The following is a 13,534-nucleotide window of genomic DNA, read 5'->3' as shown; positions in this document are numbered from 1 at the left end:
CGGAGTGCACATGTCCATCCTCTCCATTTCAACGCGCAGGGCCCGCGGCGCGGTGCTGGCGGCCGCGGCTGCAGCAGGTTGCGTCGCCGCGCATGCGCAGACCTGGCCATCAAAGCCGATCACCGTGGTCGTGCCATTTCCGGCCGGCGGCGGCACCGATCTGGTGGTGCGCTCCATCCAGCCGCTGCTGCAGCGTGAGCTCGGTCGCCCCGTCGTGATCGACAATCGCAGCGGCGCAGGCGGCACGCTTGGGTCTGCCTATGTCGCGCGGGCTGCGGCCGATGGCTATACGGCCGGGGTGGTCACGACCAGCACGCACGCGGTAAGCGTCGCCCTGTATCCAAAGCTGACGTACAACCCGGCTAAGGACTTCGCCTATGCCGGATTCATTGGCACGTCGCCTTATGTGCTGGCCGTCAACAACACCTTGCAGGTGGCGGATGCCAAGGCGCTTGTCAGCAGACTGAAGGCCGACAAGGCGCAGCACAGCTTCGCTTCGGTTGGTGTTGGCACCGTGTCGCACCTGATGGGCGAGCAGTTTCAGAAGCTCGTCGCCGTGCCGATGGTTCACGTCCCGTATCGTGGTGCGGCGCCGGCATACACTGATCTGATTGGTGGGCAGGTGCAAATCATGTTCGACAATCCGGTGGGACTGGCGCCATACATCAAGGCACACAAGATTGCCGCCATTGCCGTAACGGCTCCGACACCGCTGCTGCCCGATGTGCCGACGTTCGCCAGTCAGGGCGTACCAGGCTTTCAGCAGCAACTGTGGTATGGCATCGCCTTTCCCAAGGGAACGCCCGCTGCGATCGTCGAGCGCTTCAATGCAGCGCTGAACAAGGTGCTCTCTGAGAATGCAGTCGTGGCCGATCTGTCGAGCAAAGGTGTAACGGCGCGCCCCGGTACACCCGCCGCACTGCAGGCTGCAATTCAAGCAGACATCCCGTACTGGGGCAAGATTGCAGGTTCCGTGGGGGCTACAGGTGAGTAATGTCAGTCTGATCCGGGTCTTTGTACGCGATGGGCGAGGCGGCAATCCGGTGCCGCTGGTCGCCGATGCCCGCGGCATGAGCGCGGCGGAAATGCGAAGGGTTGCTGCCGCATATGGGCACGAGTCCGCCTTTGTATTGCCGAGCGATATCGGTTGCGACTGGCGTTTCCGATTCTTCGTTCCGCAGCACGAGATGGAGATGTGCGGCCATGCCACCGTGGGCACGCTGTGGGCGTTGCGCCAATGGGGCCGCTGGACGACCCCGGCGGTGCGCATCGAGACGCCGAGTGGCATCGTGCTGGCGTACTGGGACGATGCGCAGCAATCCGTTTGGGTCTCGCAGCCGGCGGTGCGTACCCACGCGCTGGACGCCGGGGCATCGGGCCGAGTAGCGGCGCAACTTGGCCTTCCGGCCGGTACGTATGCGGCCACCAATGCCGCGACGAGTCGCGTCAAGACGCTCATCGCCTTGCCTTCCGTGGCGGTGCTCGACAGCTTGCAACCGGACTTCTCGACAATGGAGTCGCTCTGCGCATCGATCGGCTCGACCGGGCTCTATCCCTATGCATTTGGCGTATCGAAAGCGGACGGCCGACCCGTAATCCATGCGCGGCAATTTCCAAAGTCGTCCGGCTATCCAGAGGATGCCGCCACCGGCATAGCGGCGGCTGCCTTATGGGGCTTTCTGAACCAGGCGGGTGAACTGGCGGGCCCTGATGGAAAGGTGTCTTCCATCGCGGTCTGGCAAGGCGATGCCATGGGCAGCCCCTCGGAAATTCTCGTGGCGCCGCGCCATACGGATTCGGGCGTGCCTGACGGATGCTGGCTCAGCGGCAGCGTGACTTGGAACAATGAATGACGGACAGCTCCCCCGAGGCGCGGCTGGCCGCAGCCGGATTCACGTTGCCCGAAGTGTCAAGTCCACGTGGCAGCTATGCGCCGTATTGCGCGATCCAGGTCGGCACATCGCAATGGGTGTCGATTGCCGGTCAGGTATGCCGGCGTAACGGCGTGGCCGTGGCCGGCCAATGCCGGACCGACGCTGATCTGGAACCCGCCCGCCATGCCGCCGAAGTATCGGTCCTGAATGCACTGGCCATACTGCGGCTGGCTTGCGATGGCGAGTTGTCGCGCGTGGTCCAGATCGTTCGCTTGCGTGGCTTCATCCGCGCGGCACCGGACTTTACACGCCATGCGGCAGTGCTCGATGCGGCCTCGGCGGTTATGCGCGCAGCATTCCCCGGTCAGCCGTTGCCGGCACGCAGCGCCCTTGGCGTAGCGAGCTTGCCGGACCGGGCCTGGACGGAGATTGAGCTCGACGCCATTGTGATGACGGCCTGAAGGCACGGGCCGCCAGGCTACGACTGCGCCGGCACCTCGCGCAGCAGCCGGTGCAGATGCCCGCTGGAGGCAAAGCCTAGCTCCATGCTGACGCAGGCTGCGGACCGGCCTCCTGCAATCAGCTTGCGTGCATGCTCGGCCAGAATACGGCGCCGTATCGTCACAGGCGTCGCGCCGAACTCGATCTGACAGGCGCGCTGTAAATGTCGGATCGAGATACCCAGTTCGCCGGCCACAGTATCGATCGATGGCAAGGGCATGTCGCGTTCGAGCGCCACATGGAAGCGCTGGACCATGCGCAGTGCGACGGACGCCGGCTCTTCGGGCATCGCCAGCGGCCGGCTCGCCGTGATCTGCGCCACGATGGCGCGCACGAGCCAGGACGCGCTGTCGCATGAGATCGTAGGCGCGAGCAGTGCCTCAAGCATCGCGATCGTCGCGGCGTCAAGGTGCATGGCGCCGAACCGTAGGCACGCCGGCAGGCGATCGGGCGGCAGATAGAGTTCCCCATGCTGCTGGAGGCCGTGCTCGGATGCCGTCAGGTGCGACGTTGACGCATGGAGCAATACAGCAGTGCCGCGTACCAGCGAAGCGGTATGCAGGGCGTCTGGCTCACCGGACGAATCGTTCCAAACCGTCCTGAGCCTGCCCATGCGCGGCCACAGCAGCATGCCGCAGTCGTGGACATGCCATGCTCGGCGAAACGCAGGCTGTCGGCTGTCATGCAGGGCGAATCCATGCTCGGCGGTCAGGTGAAGCTTGGGAGACAGGTGAGGATCATTGGTCATCGGCGGGCGTTCCGGCAGTCACAGGCGGAATGCCACCGATGATACGCCGTTGCGTGGACTAGGGCAGGAGTGGTGGCAGCGAAGCGCTAAATCGGCGGATCCGCTCACGCGGCGAACAAAAACGCGCCTGGTCGGGCTAATCCCGGTTGCCCTGCACCCCGCCGATCCAGGCAATCGATACGAATTCCTTTCCAACCTGATAGACTGTATGGATGTACAGTGGTCCGGGTGTCTCCCGGCATTCCCCTAACGTCCTGATCCGAAAGAGAAATCGTGTCGAGCAAGCAGCTAATCCGCATTCGCGGCGCCCGCCAGCACAACCTCAAGGATGTCGATCTCGACCTGCGTCCTGGCGAGATGACCGTGGTGACGGGGCCGTCCGGCTCCGGCAAGTCCAGCCTGGTGTTCGACACGCTCTATGCCGAAGGCCAGCGCCGCTACGTCGAGACCTTCAGCGCCTACGCGCGCCAGTTCCTGGACCGGATGGACCGGCCCCAGGTCGAGCGCGTCGATGGCGTGCCGCCGGCCATTGCCATCGACCAGACCAACCCGGTGCGCAGCTCGCGTTCGACGGTCGGCACGATGACCGAGCTGAACGACCACCTGAAGCTGCTGTACGCGCGCGCGGCGGAGCTGTTCGACAAGCAGACCGCGCTGCCGGTGCGGCATGACTCGCCCGAAACCATCTACGCCGAACTGGTGGCGCGCACGGCCGTCGGCCAGCCGCACCACGACGCGCGGCTGGTGGTGACGTTCCCGGTGGAGCTGCCGGAATCGGCCACCGACGAGGAGGTCCAGCAGTGGCTGTCGGTCAGCGGCTATACGCGCGTGCAGGCCCAGCGCGTGGTGCAGTCGCCCACCGGCGCGCGCAAGCTGCTCGACGTGGTCGCGGACCGCTTCCGCATCGGCAATGCCGAGAAGGTGCGCGTGGTCGAGGCCATCGAAGCCTCGCTCAAGCGGGGTGGCGGGCGCGTCAACATCTACGTGCTGACCGATGGCGACGATGGCCCGGTGTGGCGCTATTCCACCGGCCTGCACAGCCCGGACAGCGACCTGCGCTATGCCGACCCGCAGCCCGCGCTGTTTTCCTTCAACTCGGCCTACGGCGCCTGCGAAACCTGCCGCGGCTTCGGTCGCGTGATCGGGGTCGACCTGGGCCTGGTGATTCCCGACGCGCGCAAGACGCTGCGCGGCGGCGCGATCAAGCCGATGCAGACGCCGGCCTGGAAGGAATGCCAGGACGACCTGATGCGCTATGCCGGCAAGGCCGGCATCCCGCGCGACACGCCCTGGGCTGAGCTGACCGAGGCCGAGCGCGATTGGGTCATCCACGGCTCGCCGGACTGGAACGGGCAGTGGAACAAGCAGTGGTACGGCGTGATGCGGTTCTTCAACTACCTCGAGTCGAAGGCCTACAAGATGCACATCCGCGTGCTGCTGTCGAAGTACCGCAGCTACACGCCGTGCGAGACCTGCGGCGGCGCGCGCCTGAAGACCGAGTCGCTGCTGTGGCGCCTGGGCTCGAAGGACAATGCCGACGCCGTGCTGGCGCCGCAGCGCCGCTTCCTGCCGCGCGGCGTCGACTGGGACCGCACCCGGCTGGAGGCGCTGCCGGGCCTGACCGTGCATGACCTGATGCTGCTGCCGATCGAGCGGATCCGCCGCTTCTTCGACGACCTGTCGTTGCCCAGCGCGATGCTGGACGACGCGCTCAAGCTGCTGCTGGCCGAGGTGCGCACGCGCCTGAAGTACCTGTGCGACGTGGGGCTGGGCTACCTGACGCTGGACCGCCAGAGCCGCACGCTGTCCGGCGGCGAAGTGCAGCGCATCAACCTGACCACGGCGCTGGGCACGTCGCTGGTCAACACGCTGTTCGTGCTGGACGAGCCCAGCATCGGGCTGCACCCGCGCGATCTGAACCGCATTGTCGAAGCCATGCACCGCCTGCGCGACGCGGGTAACACGCTGGTGGTGGTGGAGCATGATCCGTCCGTGATGCTGGCCGCCGACCGGCTGATCGACATGGGCCCGGGCCCTGGCGAGCGTGGCGGCAGCATCATCTTCGACGGCACACCGGCGGCGATCCGCCAGGCCGGCACGCTGACCGGCGAATACCTGGCAGGGCGCCGCCGCGTGGCCGATGCCTCGCACTGGCAGCGCCGGCCGGTCGATGGCAAGCTGCCGCGCATCGTGCTGGAGGGCGCGACCGAGCACAACCTGCAGGATGTCACCGTGGAAATTCCGCTGCAGCGCCTGGTATGCGTGACCGGCGTGTCCGGTTCGGGCAAGTCCACGCTGCTGCAGGACGTGCTGTATCCCGCCATGGCGCGGCACTTCGGCAAGGCCACCGAGTCGCCGGGCGCGTTCCGCCGGCTGAGCGGCGCGGAGCTGGTCGACGACGTGGTCTTTGTCGACCAGTCGCCGATCGGCAAGACCGCGCGCTCCAACCCGGCCAGCTATGTCGGCGCCTTCGACGAGATCCGCAAGCTCTTCGCGAAGGCCCCGCTGGCGCTGCAGCGCAGCTATACCGCGGGCACCTTCAGCTTCAACTCCGGCGACGGGCGCTGCCCGACCTGCGGCGGCTCCGGCTTCGAGCACGTCGAGATGCAGTTCCTCAGCGACGTCTACCTGCGCTGCCCGGACTGCGACGGCACCCGCTACCGTCCCGAAGTGCTCGAGGTCAAGATCGAGCGCGCCGCGCCCGGCCAGCCGCCACGCCTGCTCAGCATTGCCGACGTGCTGGAACTTACCGTCAGCGAGGCCGCGGCCTGCTTTGCCGGCGACGCGGCGGTGCTGCGCGTGCTGCAGCCTATCGTCGATGTCGGGCTCGAATACATGAAGCTGGGGCAGCCGGTGCCGACGCTGTCGGGCGGCGAGGCCCAGCGCCTCAAGCTGGCCGGCTTCCTCGCCGAAGCCGCGCAGGCGACGCCGTCGCGCACCCGGCCCAGCACCATGCCGCGCCGGCTGTTCATGTTCGACGAGCCCACCACGGGCCTGCATTTCGACGACATCGCCAAGCTGATGCAGGCCTTTGGCAAGCTGCTCGATGGCGGCCATTCGCTGATCGTGATCGAGCACAACCTGGACGTGATCCGCGCCGCCGACTGGCTGATCGACCTGGGCCCCGAGGGCGGGGACGCGGGCGGGCGCGTGGTCTGCACCGGCACGCCCGAAGACGTCAAGCGCTGCGCCGACTCGCATACAGGCCAGGCACTGATCCACTATGACGCGGCGCTGGGTGAAGCCGGCACGCTGGCAGCCGAACGCGCCGAGGCCGAAGGGGTGCCGCTGCAGGCCGCGCTGCAGGCGCGGCGCGCGCGCCGCGAGGTGGAAGGCGAGGACGTGGTGCGCATCGTCAATGCGCACGAGCACAACCTGAAGGCGCTGAACGTCGACATCCCGCACGGCAAGTTCAACGTGGTCACCGGCGTATCGGGCTCGGGCAAGTCGACGCTGGCGTTCGATATCCTGTTCCACGAGGGGCAGCGCCGCTACCTGGAATCGCTCAATGCCTATGCGCGTTCGATCGTGCAGCCCGCGGGCCGGCCCGAGGTGGACGCGGTCTACGGCATCCCGCCGACGGTGGCGATCGAGCAGCGGCTGTCGCGCGGCGGGCGCAAGAGCACGGTGGCGACCACCTCCGAGGTCTGGCACTTCCTGCGCCTGCTGTACGTGAAGCTGGGCATCCAGCATTGCGTGCACGACGGCGCGCCGGTGACCTCGCAGAGTCCCGAGTCGATCGCCGCGCAGCTGCTGCGCGACCATCGCGGCCAGCACGTGGGGATGCTGGCGCCGCTGGTGGTCAACCGCAAGGGGGTCTATACGGACCTGGCCAAATGGGCCAAGGCGCGCGGCAACACGCACCTGCGCGTCGACGGCGAATTCCTGCCGGTGGACCCGTGGCCGCGGCTGGACCGCTTCCGCGAGCACACCATCGAGCTGCCGGTGGGCGACCTGGTAGTGTCCGCCGAGAACGAAGCCGAGCTGCGCGCGCTGCTGGCGCAGACGCTGGAGGCCGGCAAGGGCGTGATGCACCTGCTGGCGCCGCTGGACGGGCTGGACCATGCCATGCACAACGGCGGCACCGCGCACGTGGGCGAGGTCAAGGTGTTCTCGACCAAGCGCGCCTGCCCGCAGTGCGGCACCAGCTATCCGGAGCTGGACCCGCGCATGTTCTCGTACAACAGCAAGCACGGCTGGTGCGGCACCTGCGTCGGCACCGGCCTGGCGCTGACGCGCGAGCAGCGCGCGGCCTTCGACGACACCGTGCTGGCCGACGACAACCGCGGGCGCGAGCAGAGCCTGCCGTCGGAAGAGCAGGAGCCCGAGGGCGTGGTCGACACGCCGTGCCCGGACTGCCACGGCACGCGGCTGAACCCGGTGGCGCGTGCGGTGACCTTCGATGCCAACGCGATTGTCGACGTGGCGCAGTGGACCGTCTCGGAGACCCGCCGCTGGGTGGACGGACTGCGTCTGAGCGGGCGCGATGCCGAGATCGCGCGCGACGTGGTCAGCGAGATCGGCAGCCGCCTGCAGTTCCTGGAGGAAGTGGGGCTGGGCTACCTGAGCCTGGACCGTGCCGCGCCCAGCCTGTCCGGCGGCGAGGCGCAGCGCATCCGCCTGGCGGCGCAGCTCGGCAGCAACCTGCAGGGTGTGTGCTACGTGCTGGACGAGCCCACCATCGGCCTGCATCCGCGCGACAACCAGATCCTGCTGGACGCGCTGCGCAAGCTGGGCGACAAGGGCAATACGCTGGTGGTGGTCGAGCATGACGAAGACACCATCCGCCGTGCCGACCATATCATCGACATCGGCCCGGGCGCGGGCAAGCGCGGCGGCACGCTGGTGGCGCAGGGCGGCGTGGCCGAGCTGGCCGCGGCAACGGCGTCCACCACCGGCCAGTTCCTGGCCAACCCGATCGTCCATCCGCTGCAGCCGCGGCGCAAGGTCACGCCCGGCGCCGCAGGCAAGCCGGCGGATCCGCCCGAATGGCTGACGGTGCACGGCGCGTCGCTGCACAACCTGCGCAATGTGACCGCGCGCCTGCCGCTGTCGCGGCTGGTGGCGATCACGGGCGTGTCCGGTTCGGGCAAGTCGACGCTGGCGCGCGATGTGCTGATGACCAACCTGCTCGATGCGGTGGGCCGCTCGGTGCTGTCGTCGCCGGCGACCCGGCGCGCGCGCAACGCGGCCAAGGTTGAGAACGGCGCGGGCAAGGGCAGTGCCAGGAAGTCGCTCGACGTCCAGCACAACTGGCACGGCTGCGAAGCGATTACCGGCTGGGAAACCATCGACCGCGTGCTGGAAGTGGACCAGACCCCGATCGGCAAGACCCCGCGCTCCTGCCCGGCGACCTATATCGGCGTGTGGGACACCATCCGCCGACTGTTCGCCGATACGCTGGAAGCGCGCGCGCGCGGCTACACCGCCTCGCGCTTCTCGTTCAACACCGGCGACGGGCGCTGCCCGGCGTGCGAGGGGCAGGGCGTGCGCACCATCGGCATGAGCTTCCTGCCGGACGTGAAAGTGCCGTGCGATGTCTGCCACGGGCAGCGCTTCAACCCCGAGACGCTGGCCGTGACATGGCGCGGCAAGAATATCGGCGAGGTGCTGACCATGGAGATCGACGAGGCGGTGGCGTTTTTCTCCGCCATGTCGAACATCGCCCATCCGCTGCAGCTGATGCAGGACGTGGGGCTGGGCTACCTGACGCTCGGCCAGCCGTCGCCCACGCTGTCCGGCGGCGAGGCGCAGCGCATCAAGCTGGTCACCGAACTGAGCAAGGTGCGCGACGACATCACCCGGCGCGGGCAGAAGGCACCGCACACGCTGTACGTGCTCGACGAGCCCACGGTGGGCCTGCACATGGCCGACGTGGCGCGCCTGATCCGCGTGCTGCACCGGCTCACCGACGGCGGCCACAGCGTGGTGGTGATCGAGCATGACCTCGACGTGATTGCCGAGGCCGACTGGATCATCGATCTCGGGCCCGAAGGCGGCGCGGGCGGTGGCACCATCGTCGGCGCGGCCGATCCCGAAGCGCTGTCGCGCAATCGCGCCAGCCACACCGGTGCGGCGCTGGTGCCGGTGCTGACGCGGGGCAATGCTGCCACGGGCAAGGTCGGCATCGCCTGAGGCCGGCCGGGCCTGGGCACGCGGCGACGCGAAAGGCGGTACAGGCACGCCTTTCGCTTGCCCATGGTTACTGGCGCGCACATCGCGCCCTAACGGAGGTAACCATGAAGCATATCCGCACCAGCCGACTCCTCGCTGCCCTCGCCGTGGCGGCGGTAGCAATCCCCGCCATGGCACAGACGCCAGGTACGCCGCGCGGCTCTTACGACCCGTATTCGCAGGGCGCGCGCAGCACCGACAAATTCGACCCTTACACGCAGGGCGCCAATGCGCCGACGCGTACTGACCTGGCACCGGCGGCGCCCGCGGCCACCGCACCGGAAGCCCAGCCGTCGACCATGCCGGCGCAGGCTGGCATGCCCGGCACCACCATGCAACGCACGCCGGACCCGTATATGGACGGCGCCCGCTGGGAAAGCCCTGACCTGGGCCGCCGCATCGGCAAGCCCAACCAGTTCCTCGACGGGGCCTGAGGAACGCGCCTTTCCATCGATCTTCGAGACCGGCCATGCGAATGCAACCGGACTTACCGTCCCTTGTAAATCCTTCCCACGCGCGTGAGCCCGACGACACCCGGGCCGTGGCCGGGCCACCGGCGGCGCTGCACTGTCCGCCCACGCGCGCGGCGGGCCTGGCCCAGATGACCGTGGTCAGCTACAACATCCACCGCGCCGTCGGCACTGACCGCCGCTATCGCCCCCAGCGCATCGCCGCCGTGCTGGCTGAACTGGATGCCGATATCGTCGCGCTGCAGGAGGTGGAATCGGGCAGCAGCAACGACCATACGCTCGAATTCCTTGCCGGCGAGACCGGCATGCATGTGGTGTCGGGCTTTACGCGGGTACGTGGCACCGTGGACTACGGCAATGCGCTGCTGACGCGCTTCGCCCCCGAGGCCGTGAACCAGATCGACCTGACCGTGAAGGGCTGCGAGCCGCGCGGTGCCATCGATGCGATCGTGACGTGCACCGCTTCGGGCTGCGCGAACCCGCTGCGCGTGATCGCCACGCACCTCGGCTTGCGTCCCGGCGAGCGCCGCCATCAGGTGCAGCAGTTGCTCAACTACGTCGCCACCGCGCCGCCGTTGCCGACCATCCTGCTGGGCGACGTCAACGAATGGTTCCTGTGGGGCCGGCCGCTGCGCTGGCTGCACGCCTATTTCGAACACACCCCGCACACGGCGACCTTTCCGTCGCGGCTGCCCGTGTTTGCGCTGGACCGCATCTGGGTATCGCCGCGCGCCCACCTGGTGTCGGTGGCCAGCCACCGCTCGCCGCTGGCGCGGGTGGCATCGGACCACTTGCCGCTGGTGGCGTGTTTCGAGGTGCCGGAAGGCGGATGGAATGCGCGGCATACCGCTGCGCCCGCCAAGGAGGACGTCCATGAAATACCGTGACCGTGACGATGATTACCTGCGCAGGCGGCCCGATCACCAGTACGGCAGCAACGACCAGGGCTACAGCGGCATCCCCGCGCAGGCGCGCAACCGCCGCCAGCGCAACCTTACCGCGGGCCGCTATGGCAATACCGCCGAGCGCCTGCCGCGCGATGAGACCCGGCCATTCGAGGCGGGTGAAGCAGGGTGGTACGGGCGGGAAGTGGAATCCTGGCGCCGGGGGCCGGCAACGGAACCGTGGGACGAGTCGCGCTACGAAGAAGAATGGTCGCGACGCCGCGTACCGGGTCCCGTTTCCGGCCGTGATCCGCGCGTGCCGTACGGGGAAGAGCGCTGGGCGGGCCGCGGCGACTGGTATGGCAGGCCTGCCGGCGCCCCCGACGACAGCGCGGACGACTGGGACGCGCCCGCGCGGCGCGGCTATGGCAGGAGCGGCCCGAAGAACTATCGCCGCGGCGACGACCGTATCCACGACGAAGTCTGCGACCGGCTCGCGCATGCGCAGGAACTCGATGTCAGCGAAGTGACGGTGCGGGTGCAGGACGGCCTGGTGACGCTCGAGGGACACGTCGGCGATCGCCGCAGCAAGTACGACATTGAAGAAATTGCCGAGCGCGTGTTCGGGGTCCAGGACGTGATCAACCATATCCGGGTACGACCCTACGGCATCCTGGCCTCCGAATGACCAAGGCGGCTCCGCGTCCGGAGCCGCCCTGGCGATGACGGTGTCCGGGGCGCCTTGCTATTCCGTCCGCGGTGGCCGCGGCGGATGTTCTTCGCGCTCGTCGGTACGATCCGCCTTGTCTACCGGCACGTCGGCGGGCAGTGCCTCGGCCGCGCGCACCACTTCCTCGGCAATCTCTTCTTCGGGAGTTTCGTCTTCCTCCGCGCTGTGTGCCTCGTCATCGCGGTGCGCGATTTCGTCCTCGATATCGTTGGTTTCCTGGTCGAGGTCCGGGTCCAGCGTGCTGGGGATATTGCCGGCCTCGGCACGTGCCGCGCGGGTCGCCGTGTGCTCGCGCGAGCGGCCGCGACCTGACGCGGCTTGCGCGCCGTCGCGTCGGGCTGGCGCTGCGCTGCCCACGCGATCGGGGCGGGTGCCGGCATGCCGCGCCGGGCCGGTACGTACGGTCTTGCTCATCATGCCTCCTGTTCGAGTGAGGGAAGAGATCCCGTTGCGGCGGTTCAGTAGTTCTCCACCGGTGGCTCGCTTTCCTCGGGCTTGCCGCCGGGGCGCCTGACCGACGGCGGCTCGCCGTTCTCGTCGGGAATGTCGTGCTCGCGCTCGACATCGTGGCGCCGGTCGCGTCCCGGCTTGCCCCGTTCATGCTCGGTGTCCGGGCCGCCCTTGTGCGGGTCGCGGGGCTCGCTGCGGCGGCGGGTGGTGTCGTGGTCGGGCTGGCGATGGGTGCTCATCATGTCTCCATCAGGGTGGCATGGCGCTGCCGGTCAAGCGACAGGTCGTCAATCGGTGCCGGCGCGCAATTCATCCGACACCGCGCTGACGCCGCGCACGGAACGCGCCAGTTCCATTGCCATCGTACGCTGTTTATCGTCGCGCACGGTGCCTTCGAGCTTGACCACGCCGTCGGTGGTCGATACCCGGATCTTGCCCGGATCGAGCGTGCGCGCGCTGGCCAGGCGCGCCTGCACCTCGGCCGTGATGGCGCGGTCGCTGGCGGCAGCGGTGTCGCGCGGCGCAGCCGTACGGCCCGTGGAAGACGGCGCCGCGGGTGCGTCGGTCGGTGCCGCGATGCCCGGACCGGATACCGCCATGGCCAGCACGGCCAGCGGCAACGCCAGGGTGGCGATGCGGAAGCAGTAGCGTGCGGTCATAGGGTCCTCCTGTGCATGCTGGCGGGGCTGCGATTTCACCCCGCACCTGCCATTGGCCTGCAAGCTCCGTTCCCGCATGGCACGGGGCGCGCGCACCGCCACCAGCCGGCCGATGCTGGGCCACGACCCGGACTGTGCGCCATGCTGCGCTGCCGCCGGCGCGGCGTGGCGCCGCGTGCGCCGTAGTTTTTACAGGCGCTGCAGAAACTGCATGGCGCGCGTGGCTGACCCGGCGCAGCGCCTCCGCGGCTGAGCGCGTGGCTGCGGCGCGATGCCTGGCGTGCCGCGTGCGCTCCGTGCTGTGCTGGCGCGCGGTCGTGTCTATAGTGGAGGAAATGCTGGCAAAAACTGGCGTGCGGCAAGTGCCGGCGAGCACCCGCATCGCCGGCCTTCCCGCCGCGGCGCAGCTTGCGGCCGCGTGCTGCCGGGCCCGACAGCGCGGGGGAACGTATCAGCCGTTGCGAGGAAGCTATGAACCTAGCCAGCATTCTGTCCACCGTGGTCCTGGCCTCGTCGGTCTCGGTGTCGTCGGCACCGGTCGAGCGCCAGCTGCTTGCAATCACGCCTTCTGACTTCGCCCAGCGTTTCAACACCGTCGCGCAGGACACCGGTTCCGGACTCACACTGCCCAGCTTCAAGGTCAAGCCCGGATGGCACCGGGCCGCGCCGAGTTCGGGGGTGTCGGTGCTGGTGCGCGCCAGCCGCTCGGGCTACGCCATCGATGAAGTGGTGGTGGTGTGCCGCGAAGTCGAACGCTGCTTCCTGACCATCTGCACCGCCGCGCTTGCCATCGACGACAGCGTCAACCCGATGCTGCTGCAGCGCTTTATCGTGGCGCGCATCGCCACCGAACTTGGCGAGGTCGGCCTGGTGATGTCGGGGCTCGCGTACATCGTGGTGACGCCCAAGGAAGACGACTACGTGGCGGTGGTGATCCGGCCCTACCTGCCGCAGGAGCGCAGCGCCTCGCCGACCCAGGCGACGCGCGGGCCCTTCGCGCCCGTCGTCCTGCAGTCGACGGCGCCGCCGCACTCCTGAGTTTCG

The 13,534-nt window shown here is 68.4% G+C and carries 12 protein-coding genes; 8 read left to right on the top strand and 4 right to left on the bottom strand.

Annotated features, from left to right (window positions below):
* Positions 1 to 10 precede the first annotated feature (10 nt).
* From RALTA_RS22285 to RALTA_RS22275, 3 genes are read left to right on the top strand one after another with little or no spacing between them, the layout of a single operon-like run.
* Entirely contained in the window at positions 11 to 994 is a 984-nt protein-coding gene (locus RALTA_RS22285; protein WP_012356199.1) for a Bug family tripartite tricarboxylate transporter substrate binding protein, read from the top strand.
* Positions 987 to 1,853, top strand: coding sequence for a PhzF family phenazine biosynthesis protein (locus RALTA_RS22280; RefSeq protein WP_012356198.1), 867 nt, complete (start codon positions 987 to 989; stop codon positions 1,851 to 1,853). Before RALTA_RS22285 ends, RALTA_RS22280 begins: the two co-directional genes overlap by 8 nt.
* On the top strand, positions 1,850 to 2,335 hold the full coding sequence (locus RALTA_RS22275) for a RidA family protein (RefSeq protein ID WP_012356197.1): 486 nt from the start codon (positions 1,850 to 1,852) through the stop codon (positions 2,333 to 2,335). Before RALTA_RS22280 ends, RALTA_RS22275 begins: the two co-directional genes overlap by 4 nt.
* Positions 2,336 to 2,352: 17 nt before the next feature.
* On the opposite strand, the gene RALTA_RS22270 is transcribed toward RALTA_RS22275, so the two are convergent.
* Complete coding sequence (locus RALTA_RS22270; RefSeq protein ID WP_012356196.1) at positions 2,353 to 3,123, bottom strand: helix-turn-helix transcriptional regulator; 771 nt, start codon at positions 3,121 to 3,123, stop codon at positions 2,353 to 2,355.
* A 273-nt stretch (positions 3,124 to 3,396) separates the two neighbouring features.
* Between RALTA_RS22270 and uvrA the strand changes: the two genes are divergently transcribed.
* From uvrA to RALTA_RS22250, 4 genes are all read left to right on the top strand, one after another.
* Entirely contained in the window at positions 3,397 to 9,258 is a 5,862-nt protein-coding gene (uvrA, locus tag RALTA_RS22265; protein WP_012356195.1) for an excinuclease ABC subunit UvrA, read from the top strand.
* Positions 9,259 to 9,362: 104 nt separating this feature from the next.
* Positions 9,363 to 9,731, top strand: a complete 369-nt coding sequence (locus tag RALTA_RS22260) for a hypothetical protein (protein ID WP_041232561.1) — start codon at positions 9,363 to 9,365, stop codon at positions 9,729 to 9,731.
* Between the two features lie 35 nt (positions 9,732 to 9,766).
* Complete coding sequence (locus tag RALTA_RS22255; RefSeq protein ID WP_050976516.1) at positions 9,767 to 10,654, top strand: endonuclease/exonuclease/phosphatase family protein; 888 nt, start codon at positions 9,767 to 9,769, stop codon at positions 10,652 to 10,654.
* Entirely contained in the window at positions 10,641 to 11,339 is a 699-nt protein-coding gene (locus RALTA_RS22250; RefSeq protein ID WP_012356192.1) for a BON domain-containing protein, read from the top strand. Before RALTA_RS22255 ends, RALTA_RS22250 begins: the two co-directional genes overlap by 14 nt.
* Positions 11,340 to 11,396: 57 nt before the next feature.
* Here the strand turns inward: RALTA_RS22250 and RALTA_RS22245 are convergent, their stop codons facing one another.
* The 3 genes from RALTA_RS22245 to RALTA_RS22235 are packed head-to-tail and all read right to left on the bottom strand — an operon-like array spanning position 11,397 to position 12,490.
* Positions 11,397 to 11,795, bottom strand: a complete 399-nt coding sequence (locus RALTA_RS22245; protein WP_012356191.1) for a hypothetical protein — start codon at positions 11,793 to 11,795, stop codon at positions 11,397 to 11,399.
* A 44-nt stretch (positions 11,796 to 11,839) separates the two neighbouring features.
* The gene (locus tag RALTA_RS22240) at positions 11,840 to 12,070 is read right to left on the bottom strand and encodes a hypothetical protein (protein ID WP_025585081.1); all 231 of its coding nucleotides are present in this window, start codon (positions 12,068 to 12,070) and stop codon (positions 11,840 to 11,842) included.
* 48 nt (positions 12,071 to 12,118) lie between these two features.
* Positions 12,119 to 12,490 carry a BON domain-containing protein gene (locus RALTA_RS22235; RefSeq protein WP_012356189.1) on the bottom strand — a complete coding sequence of 124 codons (372 nt, stop codon included), beginning with the start codon at positions 12,488 to 12,490 and terminating at the stop codon, positions 12,119 to 12,121.
* A 471-nt stretch (positions 12,491 to 12,961) separates the two neighbouring features.
* Between RALTA_RS22235 and RALTA_RS22230 the strand changes: the two genes are divergently transcribed.
* Complete coding sequence (locus RALTA_RS22230) at positions 12,962 to 13,528, top strand: hypothetical protein (RefSeq protein ID WP_012356188.1); 567 nt, start codon at positions 12,962 to 12,964, stop codon at positions 13,526 to 13,528.
* The last annotated feature ends 6 nt before the right edge of the window (positions 13,529 to 13,534 follow it).

The organism is Cupriavidus taiwanensis LMG 19424, assembly GCF_000069785.1.
Classification (GTDB): domain Bacteria; phylum Pseudomonadota; class Gammaproteobacteria; order Burkholderiales; family Burkholderiaceae; genus Cupriavidus; species Cupriavidus taiwanensis.
Note: the sequence above shows the minus strand (reverse complement) of the source record. Positions and strands in the feature narration are given on the sequence as shown.

Bases quoted from the DNA above. Each gene is read 5' to 3' on its own strand.
- RALTA_RS22285 (WP_012356199.1), top strand. From the start codon at position 11: ATGTCCATCCTCTCCATTTCAACGCGCAGGGCCCGCGGCGCGGTGCTG.
- RALTA_RS22275 (WP_012356197.1), top strand. From the start codon at position 1,850: ATGACGGACAGCTCCCCCGAGGCGCGGCTGGCCGCAGCCGGATTCACG.
- RALTA_RS22270 (WP_012356196.1), bottom strand. From the start codon at position 3,123: ATGACCAATGATCCTCACCTGTCTCCCAAGCTTCACCTGACCGCCGAG.
- RALTA_RS22260 (WP_041232561.1), top strand. From the start codon at position 9,363: ATGAAGCATATCCGCACCAGCCGACTCCTCGCTGCCCTCGCCGTGGCG.
- RALTA_RS22255 (WP_050976516.1), top strand. From the start codon at position 9,767: ATGCGAATGCAACCGGACTTACCGTCCCTTGTAAATCCTTCCCACGCG.
- RALTA_RS22250 (WP_012356192.1), top strand. From the start codon at position 10,641: ATGAAATACCGTGACCGTGACGATGATTACCTGCGCAGGCGGCCCGAT.
- RALTA_RS22245 (WP_012356191.1), bottom strand. From the start codon at position 11,795: ATGAGCAAGACCGTACGTACCGGCCCGGCGCGGCATGCCGGCACCCGC.
- RALTA_RS22240 (WP_025585081.1), bottom strand. From the start codon at position 12,070: ATGAGCACCCATCGCCAGCCCGACCACGACACCACCCGCCGCCGCAGC.
- RALTA_RS22235 (WP_012356189.1), bottom strand. From the start codon at position 12,490: ATGACCGCACGCTACTGCTTCCGCATCGCCACCCTGGCGTTGCCGCTG.
- RALTA_RS22230 (WP_012356188.1), top strand. From the start codon at position 12,962: ATGAACCTAGCCAGCATTCTGTCCACCGTGGTCCTGGCCTCGTCGGTC.